This is a genomic window from Rugamonas sp. FW305-51 (assembly GCF_058786935.1).
The window spans coordinates 208,537-230,337 of record NZ_JBYSZG010000002.1 but is presented as its reverse complement, the minus strand read 5'-3'; the positions used below and the strand labels follow the sequence as shown (position 1 = coordinate 230,337).

The window sequence follows — 21,801 nt, the reverse complement described above, 5'->3', positions numbered from 1 at the left end:
TGGAGCCGGCATAGCTGCCCGAAGCGGTGACGATCGATGCGTCGTCAGGCGCTTACTGATCCCACGTCACTTCGCCGGAGCCCGTGCGGCTCACGTTGCGGTTGTCTGGATTGCCGTGCACGCGGATGTCGCCGCTGCCGCGCAGGGTCAGGTCGGCCTTCTGCTTGGCGAAGACGGCCGTCGTGCCCGAACCGTTCAGGTTCACGCTGACCTGGTCCGACGCCAGGTGCTGGGCATCCAGGTCCCCCGATCCCGTCAGTTCTGCGTTCAGCGTCTTGCAACTGCCGGTGGACGTGATCTGCCCCGAGCCGACCATTTCCAGCGCCACGTTCTCGCTGTTGCCCGCGTTGAGGTTCAAGTCGCCCGTGCCATGCACGCCGGCCGCCAGCTGCTTGTAGCGGCCATTGAACGTCACGTTGCCCGAGCCGTGCAGGGCCAGCTTGAACTTCTCGCCGCTGAAGCCGTTGACGGTGGCGTCGCCGCTGCCGTGCACATTCAGTTCCTGTAGCGCCGGCAGCACCATCACCACTTGCAGCGGCAGGCGATGGTGCAACAGCATGCCCTTGGGGCCGATGTGGACCGTGTTGCCGTCGAGCGCAGTCTCCACGTTGCCCAGCAGGCGCTGTTCGCCCCGCACCTTCATGTAGGGCGTGTCGCCCTGGGTCAGCGTCAGGTCGATGGGGCCGTTCAGCACGACCACCGTGATGTCCTTGCCGATCTTGCGCACCTCGCTGCCCGGCGCGCGGCCGGCGGCGCTGGACGGATTGCTGCGCCCATAGGAACGCAGCATGCTGTACGACACCCCGATCAGCAGGAACGCCAGCAGCAGCAGGCTGGTTGCAACTTTAAGTAATCCACGCATTCTGTACTCCGATTCCTTGCTTGCGACGGGGGCGGTGGCCTCAGCGGCCCCGCAGCAGCGACATATTCATTTGCGCGTAGCGTTTCAGGCCCGCCACCGTGAAGCGCGTGATGACCAGGCTGACGAGGCACAGGGCAATGCCGGCCAACACCATGCCCAGCCCCACCAGCGTCTGGGTGGTGCGCGCGCCGTGATCGAAATCGGTGGTGACCCGCAGGTCGCCGTTGGCCACGGCCTCGGCCCGCTCCAGCAGGTGAGGCGCGCGCGGCTCCGGATCGCCATCTTCGGCCGGCGCCGGGTCGACAAACAACCGTATGCCCATCTTGTTGATGGCCATGCGTGCTTCCAGCGCCGGATCGTCCGAGCCGTCGTGGTCGAGCGGGGCCAACTGGCGCAGCGGGCCTTCCAGCGCCAGTTCGTTCTGGCCCGACAGGCCGCTGGCCGTGACGGCGATGCCGCAAATATAGAAGGCGAACGCGCTGGCGTAGAGGGCCATCAGCAGCGCGCCGTAGACCATGGCGGGAATGACCATGAACAGATTGAACAGGGCCAGGCCGGCGAACGACATCGTCATGCGCAGCAGGGTGGCTGGGTTCTTGCTTTGTTCATAAGCATGCAGATGCCGGCTGGCGCGCAGCGTCATGGCAACCTTGCGCGGCTCGTCGAGCTCGCGCGCGATCTCGGCCTCGCTGCGGCCCACCGTCAGTCCGTCGATAAACTGCTGCTCGTAGTACGCCAGGGTCTTGGCCACCGTGTCCGGCGGCAAGCCCGTCATGGCCCGCCTGAGGGTGTCCAGATATTCCTGTTTGTTCATCTCGATGCTGCTCTCGTTATCTGTTGTGCAATGCCGGCTCCCCCGCGGCCATCGCGGCCTGCGCCTGCGGATGGTGGCGGTTCTGGCCCTCGCCCGGCACCAGTCCCGGCTCCGTCTGCACGATGGCCGCGGTGCTGGCCGCCACCAGGGCCAGCACGGCGATGATCTTGATGCTCAGTGCAATGTTCATTTCTACCCCCCGCAATGCTCCTGCTGCCGATGATGCGACTGTACGCAAGTAGCATCGCGCCAGCCAGTGGCGTGCGACAGGATGCGCATTTGACGGGGCAGGCGACCGAATCCGGGGATCAGGGCGGGGTATTCCACAGGCCGGACGCGGCGCCGGCGCCGCTGCGCACGGCCGATTCCAGGGTGGCCGGGTAGTCGCTGGCCGTGTAATCGCCGGCAATGGCCAGCCGCGCCAGGCCCGTGGCGTTGCCCGGGCGGTCCAGTCCCGGCACGCAGGCGAAGGTGGCCCGCTTTTCCGTGATCACCCTGAACCACTTGGGCAGGCCCAGTTCCGGGCGCTGGAACACGTCGGCCAGCTGCACGGCGACCGCTTCGGCCAGCAATGCCTGCCCCTGTTCGGCGGCGGCGCCGGACGCGCTCACCACCACCGCCAGCAGGCCCGCATTGCGCGCATCGAGCTGGCCGCGGTCGAATACGAACTGGCCCCACTGGTAGCGCTCCGGCGCATCGAGCAGGGCGAAGAAGGGCAGGTCCAGCCGCACGGCGCTGTCGTATTGCAGGTAGCAGGTGGTGATGGCCTCCGGCTCGAACGCCGTCAGGCGGGCGCACAGGGCGGTCAGGTCGGCGTCCGGGATCCCGTGCAGCAGCACGGCCGCCTGGCTGGCCGAGGTGGCCAGCACCACGCCGTCGAACGGTTGCTCCAGCTGGCCGCCCACGGCTTCGCCGCTGGCGCTCACTTGCCAGCGTCCGTCGGGCAGCCGGGCCAGGCCCTGGACCTTGGCCCCCGTGCGGACGGCGCCGCCGCGGCTTTGCAGATAGCTTTGCGCCGCGGCCGGGAACAGGGCCGTCAGGTCGGCGCGGGGCAGCAGCATGTCCGAGGCGCGACGGCGGGCGCCCAGGCTGTCGCGCAGCACGTTGAGAAAGACCTGGGCCGAAGCCCGCTCCGGCGGCGTGTTCAGCGCCGCCAGGCACAGGGGGCGCCACATCAGCTGGATCAGGCGCGGCGTCTGGTCGAAGCGCGCCAGCAGCTCGGTCACGCTGCAATCGTTGTGCAGCTGCCAGCCCATCCAGCGGGCCGTGGTGGAAAAGCGGGCCAGGCTCAGCTTGTCGTCGCGCTGCAAGCCCTTGGCCCGCAGCAGGGCGCCCAGCAGGTGCAGCGGGGCGGGCAGGCGCGGGGCGACAAAGTCCATGCCGCCGGTGCCGGCCGGATAGCGCATCTGCAAGGGCAGCTTGAGCAGTGCCTGCTGCTCGCTGATGCCCACCGTTTTCAGCAGGCGCAGCGTTTCCTGGTAGGCGCCCAGCAGGATGTGCTGGCCGTTGTCGAGCAGGGCTTGCTCGGTGACGACGCGGCGCGCCCGTCCGCCCAGCACGCGGGCGGCCTCGAACAGGGTGACCTTGTGGCCACGGCGCGCCAGTTCCACGGCGGCGGGGCAGCCGGCCCAGCCGCCGCCGACGACGGCGACGCTGCGCTCGGCTACGCCAGGTGCCTGCTTAGCCACGGATATACGTCTTCCACGCCAGCCACAGCTTGCGGATGGGGGTGAGCGAAATGCGCTGCTTGAGCACGTGGTAACCGTCCGCTTCCACTTCCGTCAGCAAGGTGCGGTAGATGGCGGCCATCATCAGCCCGGGACGCTGGGCGCGCCGGTCTTCCTTGGGCAGCAGGGCGAACGCTTCGTCGTAGGCGGCCTGGGCCCGGGCGACCTGGAACTTCATCAGCTGTTCGAAGTTTTCGCTGTGCTTGGCGTTGAGCAGGTCGGCCGCCGTCACGTTAAATTGCTGCAGTTCGCTGATGGGCAGGTAGATGCGGCCCTTGCGCGCATCTTCGCCCACGTCGCGGATGATGTTGGTGAGCTGGAAGGCGTGACCCAGCTTTTCCGCGTATTGCAGCGTTTCCGGCCGGGTGGCGCCGAAAATGCTGGCCGACAGGATGCCCACCACGCTGGCCACATGCCAGCAATAGCGCTGCAGGGCCACATAGTCGAGGTAGCGGCTCTGGTTCAAGTCCATTTCCATGCCATCTATGATGGCCTGCAAGTGTTTTTCCTGCAGATTGTAGGGCGCCAGGTGCGGCTGCAGGGCCTGGGTAACAGGGTGCGATTGCTTGCCCTCGTACATGCCGGCAATTTCCTTGCGCCACCAGGCCAGCTTGATGCGGGCCACGGATTCGTCCGTGCACTCGTCGACCGTGTCATCCACTTCGCGGCAGAACGCATACAGCGCCGTGATGGCGCGGCGCCGCTCGGGCGGCAGGAACAGGAAACTGTAGTAGAAACTGGAGCCGCTCTGGGCGGTCTTTTGTTGGCAGTATTCGTCGGGGGACATGGTCTTTGTTGCAAGATGAGACTATCGAAGGCGCTATTCTATAGGCACGGCGCCCGTTGCGAAGGCTGTTGGCGCAGATTCTTACGCCAGTGCCAAGGTTTTCAGCGTTTTTTTCATGCGCACGGCACGCCAGAACACGGCCAGCCAGTCGCGCCTGACCAGCTGGGGGCGGCGCCGGAACACGTCGTAGTCCACCGCCTCGATCGCTTCCAGGATGCGCAGCCCGCCTTGCACCACCATGCGCAGCTCGAAGCCGATACGTCCGTTCAGGCGCAGCGCCAGCGGGGCGCCGCTCAGCATCAGGGCGCGGGCCCGTGCCACTTCCATCTTCATCATGGCGCGCCAGCGGGGGCGGGCGTCCGGATGGTCGAGCGCGGCCGGCGAGATGGCGTAGCGGCTCAAGTCTTCCAGCGGGATATAGATGCGTTCCTTGTGGGTGTCGATGGCCACATCCTGCAGGAAGTTAATCAGCTGCAAAGCGGTGCAGATGGCGTCCGAGTCGCGCACGTTCTCTTCGTCGGCCTGGCCGTACAGGGTCAGCATCAGCAGGCCGACCGGATTGGCCGAGCGCGCGCAATAGTCGAGCAGGGCGTCGTAGCTGGCGTAGCGGCTCACCAGCACGTCCTGCTTGAACGCCGACAACAAGTCGTAGAATGGCCGCATCGGCAACTGGTGCTGGCGGATGGTGGCCGCCAGCCGGGCAAACATGGGCTCATGCGTCTCGGCTCCCTGTTCTATGCGGCCCAACGCCGCCTCGTAGCCAGCGAGCGCGGCCAGGCGCTGCTCGGGGGCGGCGTCGCCCTCGTCGGCCAGGTCGTCGGCGCTGCGGGCGAAGGCGTAAATGGCTTCCACCGCAGGGCGCAGCCGGCGCGGCAGCAGCACCGATGCGACGGGGAAGTTCTCGTAATGTTCTACAGGCATAGAGGGACTATTCAAATTAATGACGCAAAAGTCATTTGCAAACGAAAGAGAGCGGTTTATAATTACTTAACGGAAAGTCATTAATTTCCAACACGTAATAGTAGTGGCATCTTGAATCCACAGCAAGTATTTGGCTGGGCGCTCATGCACCGATGAGACAGGATGTACGAAGCAAGATGCACCAGGTGTTGCCGTTAGACAAAATCGAACAGCCCGCATAGTAAAGGAAAACATCGTGTCCGCCCTGAAATACCTGCGATTTCCCCATCCCATACCGCTCGCCGCGCTGATGGTTCTGTCCGTCGTGCTGAGCGCCTGTTCCAGGCCCGCCGAGAAGACGGAAGATATCCGGCCCGTGCGCGTCATGGTGCTCGCCAGCAGCGACATCGACGTCAATGCCGAATTTTCCGGGGAGGTGCGGGCCCGGGTGGAATCGCGCCTGGGCTTCCGCGTGGGCGGCAAGATCGTCAGCCGCAAGGTGGACGTGGGCACGCTGGTCAAGCATGGCCAGGTGCTGATGGAACTGGACCCGCAGGACTTGCAGCTGGCCCAGGCGCAGGCGCTGGCCGGCCTGCGCGCGGCTGAAACCAATCGCGACCTGGCCAGCGCTGAACTGAAACGCTATCAGGAATTGCGGGCCAAGAACTTCGTCAGCCAGGCCGTGCTCGACGCCAAGGATTCCGCCTACAAGGCGGCCCAGGCCAATGTGGACTCGGCCCATGCCGCCTACCGCGGCCAGTCCAACCAGGCCGGTTACGCCAGCCTCGTGTCCGACATCGATGGCGTGGTCACGGCCGTGGATGCGGAAGTGGGCCAGGTGGTGGCGCCCGGCACGCCCGTGGTGCGGGTGGCCAAGGCGGGCGACAAGGAAATTGTCATCGGCCTGCCGGAAGATAAGGTGGAAACCCTGCGCCACGTTCCCGACGTGCAAGTGCGGCTGTGGGCCGATCCCGGCAAGGCGGTGGCGGGCAAGATCCGCGAGATCTCGCCGGTGGCCGACCCGTCCACCCGCACCTATACGGTCAAGGTCTCCATTCCCGACAGCCTGACGGAAGCCAAGCTGGGCATGACGGCCGTGGTGCAGTTCGCCTCCAAGACGCCGGTGCCCCAGATCAAGGTGCCGCTGACGGCTCTGTTCTATGAAAAAGCGGCCACTTCCGTGTGGGTGGTGGAAAACGGCGCCGTCAAGCTGGTGCCGGTCGCCATCGGCGGCGTGGCCGGCAACGAACTGGTGCTCAGCAAGGGCGTGACGGCGGGCCAGACTGTCGTCACGGCCGGCGTCAACCTGCTCAAGCCGGGCCAGAAGGTCAAGATCCTCGGCAATGACTTGCCGGCCAAGCCGGTGCGTCCGGCCGGCGCCAGCGCCGCCCTGGGCAGTGGCGAGGCGGCCATATGATGAAGGGCGGCTTCAATCTTTCGCGCTGGGCGCTCGAACATATTCCCCTCACACGCTACCTGATCGCCGTGCTGCTGATCGGCGGCATGCTCAGCTACACCAACCTGGGCCAGGACGAGGATCCGCCGTTCACCTTCCGCGCCATGGTGGTGCGGGCCATGTGGCCGGGCGCCACGTCGCTGCAGATGGCCGAGCAGGTGACGGACAAGCTGGAGAAAAAGCTCCAGGAAACCCCGGACATCGACGAGATATCCAGCTATTCCAAGCCGGGCGAGACGGTCATCATCCTCAAGCTGCGCGAATCGGCCTCGCCCAAGGATACGACCGCTTCCTGGTACCAGGTGCGCAAGAAGATAGGCGACATCCGCGGCACCTTGCCGCCCGGCGTGATCGGCCCCTTCTTCAATGACGAGTTCGGCGACACCTACGGTTCCATCTTCGCCCTGTCCGGCGACGGCTTTACCTACGCGGAAATGAAGGATTACGCCGACTTCGTGCGCCAGCAGCTGCTGGGCGTGCCGCTGGTGTCCAAGGTCGAACTGTTCGGCGTGCAGGACGAAAAGATCAACATCGAGTTCTCGCACAAGAAGTTTGCCCAGCTGGGCATTCCGTTCGAAGCCATCGTCAACCAGATCGCCACCCAGAACTCGGTGGAGTCGACCGGCGTGCTGGTGACGCCCACCGACAACCTGCAGGTACGGGTGACGGGTGCCCTGAAAACGGTCAAGGACCTGGAGGAGCTGGAGCTGCGCGCCAACGGCACCACCTTCCGCCTGGGCGACTTTGCCACCGTCAAGCGGGAATACAAGGATCCGCCGCAGGACAAGATGCGCTTTAACGGCAAGGAAGTGATCGGCCTGGGCGTGTCGATGGAGAAGGGCGGCAACATCATCCGCATGGGCGAGGGCTTGCAAAAGACGGTCGACCAGATGAAGGCCAAGCTGCCCGTCGGCATCGAACTGGCGCGGGTATCGAACCAGCCGGCGGCCGTGACCGCTTCCGTGGGCGAGTTCGTGCATACGCTGATCGAAGCCGTGCTGATCGTGCTGGCCGTCAGCTTCCTGTCGCTGGGCCTGCACAGCAAGCCGTTCCGGCTGGACGCCCGCCCAGGCCTGGTGGTGGCGCTGACCATCCCGCTGGTGCTGTCCGTTACCTTCCTGTTCATGCGCGTGCTCGACATCGACCTGCACAAGATTTCGCTGGGCGCCCTGATCATTGCCCTGGGCCTGCTGGTCGACGACGCCATCATCGCCGTGGAAATGATGGTACGCAAGATGGAGGAGGGCATGTCGCGCTTCGAGGCGGCCACCTTCGCCTACACCTCCACGGCGCTGCCCATGCTGACGGGCACGCTGATCACAGTGGCCGGCTTCCTGCCCATCGGCCTGGCCAAGTCGGCGGCCGGCGAGTACACCTTCTCGCTGTTTTCCGTCAACGCATTGGCGCTCGTCATTTCGTGGGTGGTGGCCGTCGTGTTCACGCCTTACCTGGGCTACGTGCTGCTCAAGGTCAAGCCTCATGCGAACGGCGACCACGAACTGTTCGATACGCCCGGCTTCCGCAAGTTCCGCGCCCTCGTCAACTGGTGCGTGGAATACCGCAAGACCACCATCGCCGCCACCTTGCTGGTGTTCGCGCTGGGCGTGTATGGCTTCAACTTTATCGAGAAACAATTCTTCCCCGATTCCAGCCGGCCGGAACTGATGGTGGAAATGTGGACGCCGGAAGGCACCACCTTCGCCGCCAACGAGGCGCAGGTGAAGAAGTTCGAAGCCTTTATTTCGAAACAGGAGGGCGTGGTCAGCGTGACCAGCTATGTGGGTACGGGCAGCCCCCGTTTCTACCTGCCGCTGGACCAGATCTTCCCGCAGACCAACGTGTCGCAGATCGTCGTGCTGCCCAAGGACTTGCATGCCCGTGGCGTGCTGCGCGACAAGATTGTCGATATCTTCAAGAACGATTTCCCCGAGGTGCGGGGCCGCGTCAAGCTGCTGCCGAACGGTCCGCCCGTGCCATACCCCGTGCAGTTCCGCGTGACGGGCGAGCAGGTGGAAAAGGTGAGGGCGATCGCCGACGAGGTCAAGGACATCATGCGTGCCAACCCCAACACGGTGGGCGTGAACGATAACTGGAACGAGTCGATCAAGGTGCTGCGGCTGGACCTGGACCAGGACAAGATGCGGGCACTGGGCGTGACGTCGCAGACGGTGATGCGGGCCGCCAACACCATCCTGTCCGGCACCACGGTCGGCCAGTTCCGCGAAGACAACAAGCTGATCGACATCCAGGTGCGCCAGCCGCTGGAGGAGCGCAACACGATCGCCGTGCTGAACGACACCAATATTCCCACGGCCAACGGCAAGTCCGTCACCATCAGCCAGCTGGCGCGGGCCCATTTCGTGTGGGAGCCGGGTGTCGTGTGGCGCGAAGGGCGCGAATGGGCCATCACGGTGCAGACCGACGTGGTCGACGGCATCCAGGGACCGACCGTTTCCGGCCAGATCAATCCCAAGCTCGAGGTCTTGCGGGCCCGCCTGCCGGCCGGCTACGCCATCACCGTCAAGGGTGCTGCGGCCGACAGCGGGGCGGCCGAAGCGTCGATCGCGGCCAACTTGCCGCTGGCCATCTTCATCATCTTCACTTTGTTGATGTTGCAGCTGCACAGTTTCTCGCGGGCCTTGCTGGTGTTCCTGACGGGGCCGCTGGGCGTGGCTGGCGCGGCCATGGCCTTGCTGTTGCTGCACCGTCCGCTGGGCTTTGTGGCCAACCTGGGCATCATCGCGCTGTTCGGCATGATCATCCGCAACTCCGTGATCCTGGTGGACCAGATCGAGCAGGACATCGCGGCCGGGCACGAACCGTGGGATGCGGTGGTGGAATCGGCCGTGCGCCGTTGCCGCCCCATCATCCTGACGGCGGCCGCCGCCGCGCTGGCCATGATCCCCTTGTCGCGCTCCGTGTTCTGGGGGCCGATGGCCGTGGCGATCATGGGCGGCCTGGTATTGGCCACGGCCTTGACCTTATTATTCTTGCCGGCATTGTATGCGGCCTGGTTCCGGGTGAAAAAACCGCTGCCGGCCACAGAGAAATTAACGGCAAATAAAGAGTAAATTAACGAAAGTAAGCGCGATGTTGGTGATAAGTTAAAAAACGCCACATTTCGCCGAAAAACCCGTTAAAATACCGCGTTGAAGTTGAAAGCTCCCACTGCGAGGCGGGATAGGGCGACCGTTTTCACTTACGGGTCGCCCTTTGCTTTTGTGCAAACATGCCGCGAGGATGGCGAAATTGGTAGACGCACCAGGTTTAGGTCCTGACGCCAGCAATGGTGTGGGGGTTCGAGTCCCCCTCCTCGCACCAACTGTATCTATAAATTTTTTGGACGATTTTTAAACATGGCAACTGCAGTCGAAACCTTGGGCAAACTCGAACGTCGTATCACGATCTCCTTCCCGCTGACTGATGTCCGCTCGGAAGTTGAGAAGCGCCTGAAAGTGCAAGCCAAGTCGGCTAAGGCACCTGGCTTCCGTCCGGGCAAAGTTCCTTTAAAAATGGTCGCAGCACAATACGGTTATCAGATCGAAACCGAAGTGCTGAATGACAAAGTGGGCCGCGCCTTCAACGATGCCGCCAACGAAAACAACCTGCGCGTCGCCGGCTACCCACGCATCGAACCGAAAAACGATGCACCGGAAGGCCTGCTGACCTTCGACGCTACGTTCGAAGTGTACCCGGACGTGGTGATCGGCGACCTGACCGCCGTCGAAATCGAGACCGTGAAGTCGGAAGTGACCGACGCCGAAATCGACAAGACCATCGAAATCCTGCGCAAGCAGCGCGTGCACTTCCACACCAAGGGTGAAGCCGGTGAGCACGGCGACGGTGGCGCAGCCATTGCCGCCAACGGCGACCGCGTGACCGTGGACTTCGTCGGTTCGATCGACGGCGTGGAATTCCCAGGCGGCAAGGCTGACGACTACGCCTTCGTGCTGGGCGAAGGCCGCATGCTGCCTGAGTTCGAAGCAGCCACGATCGGCCTGAAAGTGGGCGAGGCCAAGACCTTCCCGCTGGCTTTCCCAGAGGACTACCATGGCAAGGACGTGGCCGGCAAGACGGCATCGTTCACCATCACCCTGAAGAAGCTGGAATGGGCGCACCTGCCGGAAGTGGACGCTGAGTTCGCCAAATCGCTGGGCGTGGCCGATGGCGACGTCGCCAAGATGCGCGACGACATCAAGGTCAACCTGGAACGCGAAGTGGCCGGCCGCATCAAGGCCCGCAACAAGGAAGCCGTGATGGAAACCCTGGTCAAGACCGCCACCCTGGACGTGCCACAGGCACTGATCGCCCAGGATACCGAGCGTCTGGCCGAAATGACCCGTCAGGACATGGCCCAGCGCGGCATGAACGTCAAGGACGTGCCTTTCCCACCGGAACTGTTCAAGGACAAGGCTGAGCGTCGCGTACGCCTGGGCCTGATCCTGTCGCAACTGGTCGGCGAGCAGAAGCTGCAAGCGACCCCTGAGCAAGTCAAGGCCCAGGTGGAAGATTTCGCCCAGAGCTACGAAGATCCACGCGAAGTGCTGAAGTACTACTACAGCGATCGTCGTCGCCTGGCCGAAGTGGAAGCCCTTGTATTGGAAGAAAACGTCGTCAACTATGTCCTGGGCCTGTCGAAAACGTCGTCCAAGGCTGTCGCCTTCGACGAACTGATGGGAAGCAACGCTCAAGCGTAATTCAGCTCAGGCTGGTCCTTGTGGCCAGCCTGTCTGCTTCACAAGGAAAAGGAATGACTGGAATGAACCGAAATCCGGCGCTGGACACTGAAATGCTCGGCCTGGTGCCGATGGTGGTGGAACAGAGCGGCCGCGGCGAGCGCTCCTATGACATCTACTCGCGTCTGCTGAAGGAGCGTGTGGTCTTCATGGTCGGCCCCGTCAACGACCAGATGGCGAACCTGATCGTCGCCCAGTTGCTGTTCCTGGAAAGCGAAAATCCTGACAAGGATATCTCGCTGTACATTAACTCCCCTGGCGGTTCCGTCTCGGCCGGCCTGGCGATCTTCGACACGATGCAGTTCATCAAGCCCGACGTGTCCACGCTGTGCACCGGCATGGCCGCCTCGATGGGCGCCTTCCTGCTGGCCGCCGGCGCCAAGGGCAAGCGCTTCTCGCTGCCGAACTCGCGCATCATGATCCACCAGCCGTCCGGTGGTTCCCAGGGCCAGGCTTCGGACATCGAAATCCAGGCCAAGGAAATCCTCTACCTGCGCCACCGCCTGAACAGCATCCTGGCGGAACGCACGGGCCAGACGATAGAGCAGATCGCCAAGGACACGGACCGCGACCGCTTCCTGTCCGCGGACGAGGCCACCGAGTACGGTTTGATCGACAAAGTGTTGACTTCCCGCGCTTGATGCGTCCCAAGCGGAATTGCTAAAAAAACGCCCGGACGCTCAAACGTTCGGGCGTTTCGTTTTTATTTCGGGTAGCATGTAGTTGTGGGCGGGTTTTTTCCAGGCCGCACACGCTAGCACCGGACACAACCTGGTAAACCAAAGAAAACTGCCCCATGTCAGACAAAAAATCCTCCAGCGGCGAAAAATTACTGTACTGCTCGTTTTGCGGCAAGAGCCAGCACGAGGTAAAGAAACTCATCGCCGGCCCGTCGGTGTTCATCTGCGACGAGTGCATCGACTTGTGCAATGACATCATCCGCGACGAAACGTCGGCCATCGAGTCCGTCACGGGCGCCAAGTCGGACTTGCCGACCCCGCAAGAAATCAAGGAGTTGCTGGATCAATACGTGATCGGGCAGCAGACCGCCAAGCGCATCCTGTCGGTGGCGGTGTACAACCACTACAAGCGTCTGAAGCACCTGGGCAAGAAGGACGACATCGAACTGGCCAAGAGCAACATCCTGCTGGTCGGTCCTACCGGCTCGGGCAAGACCCTGCTGGCCCAGACCCTGGCGCGCATGCTCAACGTACCGTTCGTCATCGCCGACGCCACCACGCTGACGGAAGCGGGCTATGTGGGCGAGGACGTCGAGAATATCATCCAGAAGCTGTTGCAAAGCTGCAACTACGATGTGGACAAGGCGCAACGCGGCATCGTCTACATCGACGAGATCGACAAGATTTCCCGCAAGTCCGACAATCCGTCCATCACGCGCGACGTGTCGGGCGAGGGTGTGCAGCAAGCCCTGCTGAAACTGATCGAAGGCACCATGGCATCCGTGCCGCCCCAGGGCGGGCGCAAGCACCCGAACCAGGACTTCGTCCAGATCGACACCACCAACATCATGTTCATCTGCGGCGGCGCCTTCGACGGCCTGGCCAAGGTGATTTCCAACCGTTCCGAAAAGAGCGGCATCGGCTTCTCGGCCAGCGTCAAGAGCAAGTCCGAGCGTTCGGCCAGCGACGTGTTGCTGGAAGCGGAACCGGAAGACTTGATCAAGTTCGGCCTGATCCCCGAGCTGGTGGGCCGTCTGCCCGTGGTCGCCACGCTGTCGGAGCTGACGGAAGAGGCGCTGATCCAGATCCTGATCGAGCCGAAGAACGCCCTCGTCAAGCAGTACTCCAAGCTGCTCGACATGGAAGGGGCGGAGCTGGAAATCCGTCCGGCCGCCTTGCACGCCATCGCCCGCAAGGCCCTGGCCCGCAAGACCGGCGCCCGCGGCCTGCGTTCCATCCTGGAACATGCGCTGCTCGACATCATGTACGAATTGCCGAATCAGCAAAACGTCACCAAGGTGGTAATTGATGAAAACACCATCACCAGCGGCGCCAAACCATTATTGATTTATCAGGAACCGGCAAAAGTTTCTGGAGAAAATTAATTAATCTCAATACCCTGGAGACACAAATGCGAAAAAAGGGTTTCGCATCTCCGGGGCGAGGCGGTACAATTTAAATCAATAAAAGATGCAGGCTTCATTCGAAAAGCCACTCGCGACACCGACGCCGCGCGTGGCTTTTTTATTTGAAGCGCACGCTTTTAGAGCACGGCCTCCAGTTTCCCGGCCAATAGTGAACGCCTGGAATTTTTTCTGGACGCCGGTCTTGTGATAAGGCTACACAGCGCCCACATCATAAACACGCTTTCACATAAGGTACGCCATGACAACTTCCAAATTAACTGAGCAAACTCAACTGCCGTTATTGCCGTTGCGGGACGTTGTAGTTTTCCCGCATATGGTGATACCGCTGTTCGTAGGGCGCCCAAAATCGATCAAGGCGCTGGAAGCCGCGATGGAGCAAGGCAAGAGCATCATGCTTGCCGCGCAAAAAGCCGCTGCCAAGGACGAACCTTCTGCTTCCGATATCTATGAGATCGGCTGCGTGGCCAATATTCTGCAAATGCTGAAGCTGCCCGACGGCACCGTCAAGGTGCTGGTGGAGGGGGCGCAGCGCGCGCGCATCAAGCGCATCACCGACACGCCGTCGCACTTCGTGGCCGAACTGACGCCGCTCGAATCGGAGTTGGGCGATGAGTCGGAAATCGAAGCCATGCGGCGCGCCATCGTTCAGCAGTTCGACCAGTACGTCAAGCTGAACAAGAAAATCCCGCCCGAGATCCTCGCTTCGCTGTCGGGCATCGACGATGCCGGCCGCCTGGCCGACACGGTGGCTGCCCATCTGCCGCTCAAGCTCGAGCAAAAGCAAGTGATCCTGGAAATCTTCAGCGTCTCCAAGCGCCTCGAACACCTGCTGGGCCAGCTCGAAGGCGAGCTCGACATCCTGCAAGTGGAGAAGCGCATCCGTGGCCGCGTCAAGCGCCAGATGGAAAAGTCGCAGCGCGAGTACTACCTGAACGAACAGGTCAAGGCCATCCAGAAGGAGCTGGGCGAAGGCGAAGAGGGCGCCGACCTGGACGAACTGGAGAAGAAGGTCGCGTCAGCCAAGATGCCCAAGGAAGCGCTGGACAAGGCCACGGCCGAGCTCAAGAAGCTCAAGCTGATGTCGCCCATGTCGGCCGAGGCGACCGTCGTGCGCAACTACATCGACACCCTGGTCAGCTTGCCATGGAAGAAGAAGTCCAAGGTCAACAACGACCTGAGCAACGCCGAGAAAGTGCTGGAAGGCGACCACTATGGCCTCGAGAAGGTCAAGGAACGCATCCTGGAATACCTCGCAGTGCAACAGCGCGTCGACAAGCTGAAAGCGCCCATCCTGTGCTTCGTCGGTCCACCGGGCGTGGGCAAGACCTCGCTGGGCCAGTCCATCGCCCGCGCCACGAACCGCAAGTTCGTGCGCATGGCCCTGGGCGGCGTGCGTGACGAGGCCGAGATCCGCGGCCACCGCCGCACCTACATCGGCTCCATGCCGGGCAAGATTTTGCAATCGCTGGCCAAGGTCGGCGTGCGCAATCCCCTGTTCCTGCTGGACGAGGTCGACAAGATGGGCGCGGACTTCCGCGGCGATCCGTCGTCGGCCCTGCTCGAGGTGCTCGATCCGGAACAGAACCACACGTTCTCCGACCACTACATCGAAGTCGATTTCGACCTGTCCGATGTGATGTTCGTGGCCACGTCGAACTCGTACAACATTCCGCCGGCCCTGCTGGACCGGATGGAAGTGATACGCTTGTCCGGTTACACGGAAGACGAAAAGACCAGCATCGCGCAGCGCTACCTGCTGCCGAAGCAGATCAAGAACAACGGCCTGAAGGAAGAGGAAATCTCGGTGGCCGAGTCGGCCCTGCGCGACATCATCCGCTACTACACCCGGGAAGCGGGCGTGCGTTCGCTCGAGCGCGAAGTGTCCAAGATCTGCCGCAAGGTGGTCAAGATGCTGCTGCTGAAGAAGTCGGACAAGAAGGTGACCGTCACCGGCAAGAACCTGGACAAGTTCCTCGGCGTGCGCCGCTACGACTTCGGCGTGGCCGAGAAGGACAACCAGATCGGGCAGGTGGTGGGGCTGGCGTGGACCGAAGTGGGCGGCGATCTGCTGACCATCGAGGCCGTGCAGATGCCAGGCAAGGGTAACGTCATCCGTACCGGTACGCTGGGCGATGTGATGAAGGAATCGATCGAAGCGGCCCGCACCGTCGTGCGCAGCCGGGCAGCCCGGCTGGGCATCAAGGCCGAGGTGTTCGAGAAAAGCGACATCCACATCCACGTGCCGGAAGGCGCCACGCCGAAGGACGGTCCGTCCGCCGGCGCCGCCATGACGGTGGCCATGGTGTCGGTCTTCACGGGCATCCCCGTGCGTGCCGACGTGGCCATGACCGGCGAGATCACCTTGCGCGGCGAAGTGTTGCCGATCGGCGGCCTGAAAGAGAAGCTGCTGGCGGCCCAGCGCGGCGGCATCAAGACGGTGCTGATCCCTGAGCAGAACGTCAAGGATCTGGCCGATATTCCGGACAATGTGAAGAACAAGCTGGAAATCGTGCCCGTGCGCTGGATCGACAAGGTGCTGGAAATCGCCTTGGAACGCCTGCCCGAACCGTTGACGGAAACGGCTGCCGTGGAAACGGTGGCGGCTGTTGCGGCCAAGGTGGATGGCCAGACGGAAGTAGTAAAACACTAAGCTTTTGTCTCTTGTAACGAACAAACAAGCGCCCTCGAGGCGCTTGTTTGTTATTTAAAGCGCTATTCCCGGCCTAAAGCCTTGACATAAAGCGAGTGCCGCTTGTTTAATACGGCCTGAGATTTTTTCTCTGCCGCAATTAGCGCCACATTCGATAGGCGATTAATAGGCGGTGCAACGATATAAACCTTTGTGACGGGGAAGCTAGTGAATAAGACTGAATTGATCGACCATATTGCCCAATCCGCTGATATCTCGAAAGCGGCTGCGGCGCGCGCACTCGATGCGGTGATCGACGGTGTAACAACAACCTTGCAAAAGAACGACAGCGTCACCCTGGTCGGCTTTGGCACCTTCTCCGTGAGCGAACGCGCTGCCCGTACCGGCCGCAATCCGCGCACCAAGGAAGAGATCACCATCGAGGCGGCGAAAGTCCCTAAATTTAAAGCTGGCAAAGCTTTGAAAGATGCTGTAAACTAATGCACTTCGGTGAGCAGACACTCACCGATTTGTTTGATGTGGGGCGCTTAGCTCAGTTGGTAGAGCGGAGCCCTTACAAGGCTTAGGTCGGGAGTTCGAGCCTCTCAGCGCCCACCAGTCAAGCAGTACCAGCATTTGCAGGAGTGGTAGTTCAGTTGGTTAGAATACCGGCCTGTCACGCCGGGGGTCGCGGGTTCGAGTCCCGTCCGCTCCGCCAGAACAAGATACCCCGTAGCTGTTACCGGCTGCGGGGTTTTTCTTTTTCGGCCGCCGATTATCGCGCGCCGCCTGTCTATCTCCATCCGTTTGAATCGCTGCGTACCGGCGGCGCTTGCTTTGTGTTCGTTCATTTAAACTTCAACTGATTTATCGCGCGGCTAAAATGGCCGTTGCCGCTCACCGCCCGGACCTGTCCGCCGGGCCGCAATGTGGCCTGTGTTGCCATTGATTTACTCTTGCTATCGACGGGGCCGCACTGTAAAATCGCGTGATACCGATTTATTCGGCAGGTTTTTCGTTCACTGTGCCGCATAACTCGTTGAATTTAAAGGGGAAGTGGACTGCGATTCTGTAGTCCCGTCCACTCCGCCAGAAACAGAAGAGGCGAACGAAAGTTCGCCTTTTTTTGTATGTGCAAGTTCCACTCAATCCGAATTGGCTGACCATGTTTGAATTTATACGCACCCATCAACGCTTGATGCAGTTTTTCCTGATGCTGCTCATCATTCCGTCATTCGCGCTGGTCGGTATCAGCGGCTACAAGAGCTTCGGTGACGATGCCAACACGATCGCCAAGATCGACGGCCGCGCGCTGACGCAGCAGGAGTTCGAGTCGGCCTTGCGCGGTCAGCTGGAAAGCTATCGCCAGCGTCTGGGCGCCCAGTTCGACCAGAAGCTGTTCGACACCCCGGAATTCAAGCAGAACATCCTGGACCAGATGATCGCCGAGCGCGCCCTGAGCGCGGAAGTGGCGCGCGCCCACCTGACCGTGACTGACGCCGCCCTGCAGAAAGCCATCCTCGAAGTGTTCGGTGGCGAGGGCAAGTTCGACATGGAGCACTACAAGGCCATCCTGGCAGCGCAGGGCATGACCCCGGCCATGAACGACCAGCGCATGCGCCGTGACATGGCCTTCCAGCAGCTGAGCGGCGCCATCCAGAACACCGGCTTCGCCCCGCGCACCATCGCCAAGACCGTGTCCGACATCGGCGCGCAGGAACGCGAAGTGCAGGAACTGGTGCTGCCGATCAGCGAATTCGCCGCCCAGGTCAAGGTCACGGACGACATGGTCAAGGCCTACTACGACAAGAACGCCAAGATGTTCGAAGTGCCGGAGCAGGCCAAGATCGAATACGTGGTCTTCAACAGCGACGCCGTGATGTCGCAAGTGTCCGTCAGCGACGCCGATGTCGCCGCCTACTACGCCCAGAACCAGAAGCGCTACACGAGCGAAGAAACCCGCCGCGCCAGCCACATCCTGGTGGCCGTGAAGAAGGACGCCAGCGCCGCCGACAAGGCTGCCGCCAAGGCCAAGGCCGAAGCCATCCTGGCCGAAGTGCGCAAGAACCCGGCCGATTTCGCCAGGATCGCCAAGGCCAAGTCGGAAGACCCCGGTTCGGCCCCGCAAGGCGGCGACCTGGACGTGATCGAAAAGGGCACGATGACCAAGCCGGTGGAAGACGCCATCTACAAGCTCAAGCAGGGCGAAATCAGCGACGTGGTGGCATCGGAATTCGGCTACCACATCCTGACCGTGACCTCGCTCAAGCCAGCCACCGTCAAGCCGCTGGATGAAGTGAAGAACGACGTCGCCGCCGAACTGAAGAAACAGAAAGCGGCCAAGAAGTATTCGGAAATGGCCGAAGCGTTCACCAACACCGTGTACGAGCAGGCCGAAAGCCTGAAGCCTGTGGCCGACAAGCTGGGCCTGAAGATCGAAACGGCCGCCAACATCTCGCGCGTACCGTCGCCGGCAGCCGGTACGGCGCCCTACAACAACGCCAAGTTCCTGGCCGCCCTGTTCACCAACGACTCGCTGCAGAACAAGCGCAACACGGAAGCGGTGGAAGTGGCGCCGAGCACCCTGATCGCCGGCCGCATCGTCGAGTTCAAGCCGGCCGCCAAGCGGCCGCTGGCCGAAGTGGACGCCGCCATCCGTCAGCGCGTGACGATGGAAGAAGCGCTGAAACTGGCCAAGAAAACGGGCGACGAGAAACTGGCCGCCTTCAAGAAGTCGGGTGAAGCGACCGGTTTCGGCGCCGCCAAGCTGGTATCGCGTTCCAAGGCCGACGGCATCAACGGCCTGGCCATGGCCCAGGTGATGCGTGCCGACACCAGCAAGCTGCCAGCCTACGTCGGCGTGGAAGTGCCTGGCATGGGTTATGGCATCTACCGTATCGGCAAGGTGCAGCAGCCGGCCGAGCAGGACGAAGCGCGCCGCAAGGCCGAAGCCGACCAGATCGCCAACATCGTTGCCCAGCAAGAGATGTTCGACTACGTAGAAGCGCTGAAGCAGAAAGCCAAGGTCAAGATCGTCAAGCCGCTGGCCGTGGCCAGCAGCGAAGCGAAGACCGACACCGACGCCAAGTAAGAAGGGCGTCACAACAAAACAAAAGCCGCAATCCGCGGCTTTTGTTTTTTCTGGACAGGGCAGCGACCTCCAAAAAAATGGAAGAAAATGGGGACGTACCCCATTTCTAAAAAGCGGGGTAAAAAAGGGGTACGTCCCCATTTCTTCGATTTCTGGACAGGGCAGCGGCGCCCGAAAAAAATGGGGACGTACCCCATTTCTAAAAAAGGGTACGTCCCCATTTCTTCTTGGCCGCTTATTCTTGGTTGGAGGCTTGCAGTTGGCGGGCGGCGGCGAGGAAGGCGGTGGGGGTGATGTCTGCCAGTTCCAGCACTTCGGCCTTGTCGAACTGGACGAAATTGCGGTCGATCGAGCGTAGGTAGGCCGGGTCGTAGTGCTCGGCCAGCAGTTCTTCGACCAGCAGCTCCATCTGGCCTGAGTTGGCCAGTTCATGCCAGCGCTTGATCTTCTCGTGGCCGTGCAGGCTCACCAGGCAGTCGAGCTGCGCGTTCAGCGTGGCCGGGTCCTGCGTGAAGTGGGCGTAGTCTTCCATCAGCAGCCGTACCCGGTTGGCGCGCGACAGCGTCAGCGAGATGCAGGGCGAGGCGCGCATGGTATCCATCAGCGCAGCCGGCACCCGCAGCTGGCCGACTTTCTTGCTTTCCGATTCGACGAACACGGGACGGGTGGGATCGAACTTGCGCAGGCGATCCCAGACCATCGTTTCAAACGCTTTCTGGGTGGGCTGCGGCTGGCTGGGCAGGTTGCCCAGCACGGAGCCGCGGTGGGCGGCCAGCTGCTCCAGGTCGAGCACCTGCGCGCCGTCGGCGTCCAGCACTTCGAGCAGGCGGCTCTTGCCGCTGCCCGTGGTGCCGCAGATGACCCGGAACGACAGCGCCGGCGCTAGTTCCAGCGCGCCGTTGACGTAGTTGCGGAAGGCCTTGTAGCCGCCGTCCAGCTGCGCCACGGGCCAGCCTATCTTGGCCAGGATGTGGGCCAGCGAGCCGCTGCGGTTGCCGCCGCGCCAGCAGTAGACCAACGGCTTCCAGTCGCGCGGCTTGTCGAGGAACTGCGCTTCGATGTGCTGCGCGATATTGCGGGCGACCAGCGCCGCGCCGACCTTCTTGGCCTCGAAGGCGTTGACCTGCTTGTACATGGTGCCGACCTGGATGCGCTGCTCGTCGTCCAGCACCGGGCAGTTGATGGCGCCGGGCAGGTGGTCGAGCGCAAATTCGGACGGGCTGCGCACGTCGATGATGGTGTCAAACTGTTCCAGCCGCGGGAGTGCATCTTCAAAGCGCAGTATTTCAGGGTACTTCATCGTGTTTTGATAATTTTCTGTAGAGAGGGCCAGATATTGGCCAGGATGGTTGGATGGGCCTCGGCCGTCGGGTGCAGGCGGTCGGCCTGGAACAGCTGGGGCTTGTCGGCCACGCCTTCCAGCATGAAGGGCACCAGCGGCGCCTGGATCTCCTTGCTCAGCGTGGCGTACATGGCGAAGAACTGGTCGGCGTACTGGCGCCCGTAGTTGGGCGGCATGCGCATGCCCACCAGCAGCACGCGGGCGTTGGCCTGGCGCGCCGCGGCGGCCATGGCGCGCAGATTGTTTTCGGCGGCGGCCACGGGCAGCCCCCGCAAGCCATCGTTGGCACCCAGTTCGATCACCAGCACTTGCGGGTGATATTTTTCCAGCAGGGCCGGCAGCCGGGTGCGCCCGCCGCTCGTCGTCTCGCCGCTGACGCTGGCGTTGACGATGTCGGCGCCGATATTTTGTTCCTTGATCTTCTGCTCGGCCAGGGCCACCCAGCCGCTGCCCCGGCTCAGGCCATATTCGGCCGACAGGCTGTCGCCGAGCACGAGCACGGTTTTTGGTGCAGAATAGGCGCTCGCGGCGCCGCACAGCATGAGCAGGGCGGCGAACGCGAGCCGGTATGCCCTTGCAGTGTCACGACATTTTTCTAATAAATTCAGCATGCCCGATCTTCCAACGACGCCTTCCATTCAATTGACTCCCGCCGCCCACGCCGCAAATACCGCCGCTGCGGGGGCTGCCGCCATCGAAGTGACGGGCCTGACCAAGCGGGTGGCGGACGCCGGCGGCGAGCTGACGATATTGCACCAGGTCGATTTTACCGTGCAAAGGGCGGAAACGCTCGCTATTGTAGGCGCTTCCGGCTCCGGCAAGTCCACTTTGCTGGGATTGCTGGCCGGTCTGGACAGCCCCAGCGGCGGCCGCGTGCTGCTCGACGGCGTCGATATCTACGCGCTCGACGAGGATGGCCGGGCCGCGCTGCGCAAGGAGAAGCTCGGTTTCGTGTTCCAGTCCTTCCAGCTGCTGCCGCACCTGACGGCGCTCGAGAACGTGATGCTGCCGCTGGAACTGCGCGGCGAAGCGGGCGCGCGCGACAAGGCCCAGGCCATGTTGCGGCGGGTGGGGCTGGGCGAACGGCTGCGCCATTATCCCAAGTACCTGTCCGGCGGCGAGCAGCAGCGCGTGGCGCTGGCGCGCGCCTTTGTCACGGAACCGCCGCTGCTGCTGGCCGACGAGCCGACCGGCAGTCTCGATGCGGCCACCGGCGAAGCCGTGATCCAGCTGATGTTCGAACTCAATCGCGAACATGGTTCGACCCTGGTGCTGGTCACCCACGACGCCACCATCGCGGCCCGCTGCGGCCGCACCATCACCATCGCGGCCGGCCGCCTGGTGTGAGGC

General features: G+C 62.5%; 17 protein-coding genes and 3 tRNA genes. 12 read left to right on the top strand and 8 right to left on the bottom strand.

What is annotated here, in order from left to right; genetic code table 11:
- Positions 1–52 precede the first annotated feature (52 nt).
- The 6 genes from AC3WOS_RS02245 to hpnC all read right to left on the bottom strand — a co-directional run bounded on the left by AC3WOS_RS02245 (position 53) and on the right by hpnC (position 5,111).
- On the bottom strand, positions 53–862 hold the full coding sequence (locus AC3WOS_RS02245) for a head GIN domain-containing protein (protein WP_492714194.1): 810 nt from the start codon (positions 860–862) through the stop codon (positions 53–55).
- Positions 863–902: 40 nt separating this feature from the next.
- Positions 903–1,676, bottom strand: coding sequence for a DUF1700 domain-containing protein (locus AC3WOS_RS02240; protein WP_492714193.1), 774 nt, complete (start codon positions 1,674–1,676; stop codon positions 903–905).
- Between the two features lie 16 nt (positions 1,677–1,692).
- Positions 1,693–1,866 (bottom strand): hypothetical protein, encoded by a 174-nt coding sequence (locus AC3WOS_RS02235; RefSeq protein ID WP_492714192.1) that lies wholly within the window; start codon positions 1,864–1,866, stop codon positions 1,693–1,695.
- A 118-nt stretch (positions 1,867–1,984) separates the two neighbouring features.
- Positions 1,985–3,364 carry a hydroxysqualene dehydroxylase HpnE gene (hpnE, locus tag AC3WOS_RS02230; RefSeq protein ID WP_492714191.1) on the bottom strand — a complete coding sequence of 460 codons (1,380 nt, stop codon included), beginning with the start codon at positions 3,362–3,364 and terminating at the stop codon, positions 1,985–1,987.
- The gene (hpnD, locus tag AC3WOS_RS02225; RefSeq protein ID WP_492714190.1) at positions 3,357–4,190 is read right to left on the bottom strand and encodes a presqualene diphosphate synthase HpnD; all 834 of its coding nucleotides are present in this window, start codon (positions 4,188–4,190) and stop codon (positions 3,357–3,359) included. The genes hpnE and hpnD overlap by 8 nt, the downstream gene beginning before the upstream one ends.
- Before the next feature lie 81 nt (positions 4,191–4,271).
- Complete coding sequence (gene hpnC / locus AC3WOS_RS02220) at positions 4,272–5,111, bottom strand: squalene synthase HpnC (protein WP_492714189.1); 840 nt, start codon at positions 5,109–5,111, stop codon at positions 4,272–4,274.
- Positions 5,112–5,346: 235 nt separating this feature from the next.
- On the opposite strand from hpnC, the gene AC3WOS_RS02215 reads away from it, so the two are divergent.
- From AC3WOS_RS02215 to AC3WOS_RS02165, 11 genes are all read left to right on the top strand, one after another.
- Positions 5,347–6,507: an efflux RND transporter periplasmic adaptor subunit gene (locus AC3WOS_RS02215; RefSeq protein WP_492714188.1), complete on the top strand. Its 1,161-nt coding sequence runs from the start codon at positions 5,347–5,349 to the stop codon at positions 6,505–6,507.
- Complete coding sequence (locus AC3WOS_RS02210; RefSeq protein ID WP_492714253.1) at positions 6,507–9,617, top strand: efflux RND transporter permease subunit; 3,111 nt, start codon at positions 6,507–6,509, stop codon at positions 9,615–9,617. The genes AC3WOS_RS02215 and AC3WOS_RS02210 overlap by 1 nt, the downstream gene beginning before the upstream one ends.
- Before the next feature lie 163 nt (positions 9,618–9,780).
- Positions 9,781–9,867, top strand: a tRNA-Leu gene (locus AC3WOS_RS02205).
- Between the two features lie 35 nt (positions 9,868–9,902).
- A complete protein-coding gene (gene tig, locus AC3WOS_RS02200; protein ID WP_492714187.1) occupies positions 9,903–11,243 on the top strand; it encodes a trigger factor in 1,341 nt (446 codons plus the stop codon).
- A 62-nt stretch (positions 11,244–11,305) separates the two neighbouring features.
- The gene (gene clpP / locus AC3WOS_RS02195) at positions 11,306–11,923 is read left to right on the top strand and encodes an ATP-dependent Clp endopeptidase proteolytic subunit ClpP (protein ID WP_492714186.1); all 618 of its coding nucleotides are present in this window, start codon (positions 11,306–11,308) and stop codon (positions 11,921–11,923) included.
- Positions 11,924–12,078: 155 nt separating this feature from the next.
- Entirely contained in the window at positions 12,079–13,347 is a 1,269-nt protein-coding gene (gene clpX / locus AC3WOS_RS02190) for an ATP-dependent Clp protease ATP-binding subunit ClpX (RefSeq protein ID WP_492714185.1), read from the top strand.
- A 280-nt stretch (positions 13,348–13,627) separates the two neighbouring features.
- Positions 13,628–16,039, top strand: coding sequence for an endopeptidase La (lon, locus tag AC3WOS_RS02185; protein WP_492714184.1), 2,412 nt, complete (start codon positions 13,628–13,630; stop codon positions 16,037–16,039).
- A 192-nt stretch (positions 16,040–16,231) separates the two neighbouring features.
- Positions 16,232–16,519 (top strand): HU family DNA-binding protein, encoded by a 288-nt coding sequence (locus tag AC3WOS_RS02180; protein ID WP_492714183.1) that lies wholly within the window; start codon positions 16,232–16,234, stop codon positions 16,517–16,519.
- A 41-nt stretch (positions 16,520–16,560) separates the two neighbouring features.
- Positions 16,561–16,636 (top strand) — tRNA-Val (locus AC3WOS_RS02175).
- 23 nt (positions 16,637–16,659) lie between these two features.
- Positions 16,660–16,736 (top strand) — tRNA-Asp (locus AC3WOS_RS02170).
- 447 nt (positions 16,737–17,183) lie between these two features.
- Positions 17,184–19,109 carry a SurA N-terminal domain-containing protein gene (locus AC3WOS_RS02165; protein ID WP_492714182.1) on the top strand — a complete coding sequence of 642 codons (1,926 nt, stop codon included), beginning with the start codon at positions 17,184–17,186 and terminating at the stop codon, positions 19,107–19,109.
- A gap of 235 nt (positions 19,110–19,344) precedes the next feature.
- Here the strand turns inward: AC3WOS_RS02165 and mnmH are convergent, their stop codons facing one another.
- Together mnmH and AC3WOS_RS02155 are read right to left on the bottom strand one after the other, a co-directional pair.
- Positions 19,345–20,409, bottom strand: coding sequence for a tRNA 2-selenouridine(34) synthase MnmH (gene mnmH / locus AC3WOS_RS02160; protein ID WP_492714181.1), 1,065 nt, complete (start codon positions 20,407–20,409; stop codon positions 19,345–19,347).
- Positions 20,406–21,062, bottom strand: a complete 657-nt coding sequence (locus AC3WOS_RS02155) for an arylesterase (RefSeq protein ID WP_492714180.1) — start codon at positions 21,060–21,062, stop codon at positions 20,406–20,408. Before AC3WOS_RS02155 ends, mnmH begins: the two co-directional genes overlap by 4 nt.
- Between AC3WOS_RS02155 and AC3WOS_RS02150 the strand changes: the two genes are divergently transcribed.
- Positions 21,061–21,798 (top strand): ABC transporter ATP-binding protein, encoded by a 738-nt coding sequence (locus tag AC3WOS_RS02150; RefSeq protein WP_492714179.1) that lies wholly within the window; start codon positions 21,061–21,063, stop codon positions 21,796–21,798. The two genes, AC3WOS_RS02155 and AC3WOS_RS02150, sit on opposite strands and share 2 nt — an antisense overlap.
- The last annotated feature ends 3 nt before the right edge of the window (positions 21,799–21,801 follow it).

Coding starts and splice junctions, on each gene's coding strand:
- AC3WOS_RS02245 (WP_492714194.1), bottom strand. CDS start 862: ATGCGTGGATTACTTAAAGTTGCAACCAGCCTGCTGCTGCTGGCGTTC.
- AC3WOS_RS02240 (WP_492714193.1), bottom strand. CDS start 1,676: ATGAACAAACAGGAATATCTGGACACCCTCAGGCGGGCCATGACGGGC.
- AC3WOS_RS02235 (WP_492714192.1), bottom strand. CDS start 1,866: ATGAACATTGCACTGAGCATCAAGATCATCGCCGTGCTGGCCCTGGTG.
- hpnD (WP_492714190.1), bottom strand. CDS start 4,190: ATGTCCCCCGACGAATACTGCCAACAAAAGACCGCCCAGAGCGGCTCC.
- hpnC (WP_492714189.1), bottom strand. CDS start 5,111: ATGCCTGTAGAACATTACGAGAACTTCCCCGTCGCATCGGTGCTGCTG.
- AC3WOS_RS02210 (WP_492714253.1), top strand. CDS start 6,507: ATGAAGGGCGGCTTCAATCTTTCGCGCTGGGCGCTCGAACATATTCCC.
- tig (WP_492714187.1), top strand. CDS start 9,903: ATGGCAACTGCAGTCGAAACCTTGGGCAAACTCGAACGTCGTATCACG.
- clpP (WP_492714186.1), top strand. CDS start 11,306: ATGAACCGAAATCCGGCGCTGGACACTGAAATGCTCGGCCTGGTGCCG.
- clpX (WP_492714185.1), top strand. CDS start 12,079: ATGTCAGACAAAAAATCCTCCAGCGGCGAAAAATTACTGTACTGCTCG.
- lon (WP_492714184.1), top strand. CDS start 13,628: ATGACAACTTCCAAATTAACTGAGCAAACTCAACTGCCGTTATTGCCG.
- AC3WOS_RS02165 (WP_492714182.1), top strand. CDS start 17,184: ATGTTTGAATTTATACGCACCCATCAACGCTTGATGCAGTTTTTCCTG.
- mnmH (WP_492714181.1), bottom strand. CDS start 20,409: ATGAAGTACCCTGAAATACTGCGCTTTGAAGATGCACTCCCGCGGCTG.
- AC3WOS_RS02150 (WP_492714179.1), top strand. CDS start 21,061: ATGCCCGATCTTCCAACGACGCCTTCCATTCAATTGACTCCCGCCGCC.
- AC3WOS_RS02155 (WP_492714180.1), bottom strand. CDS start 21,062: ATGCTGAATTTATTAGAAAAATGTCGTGACACTGCAAGGGCATACCGG.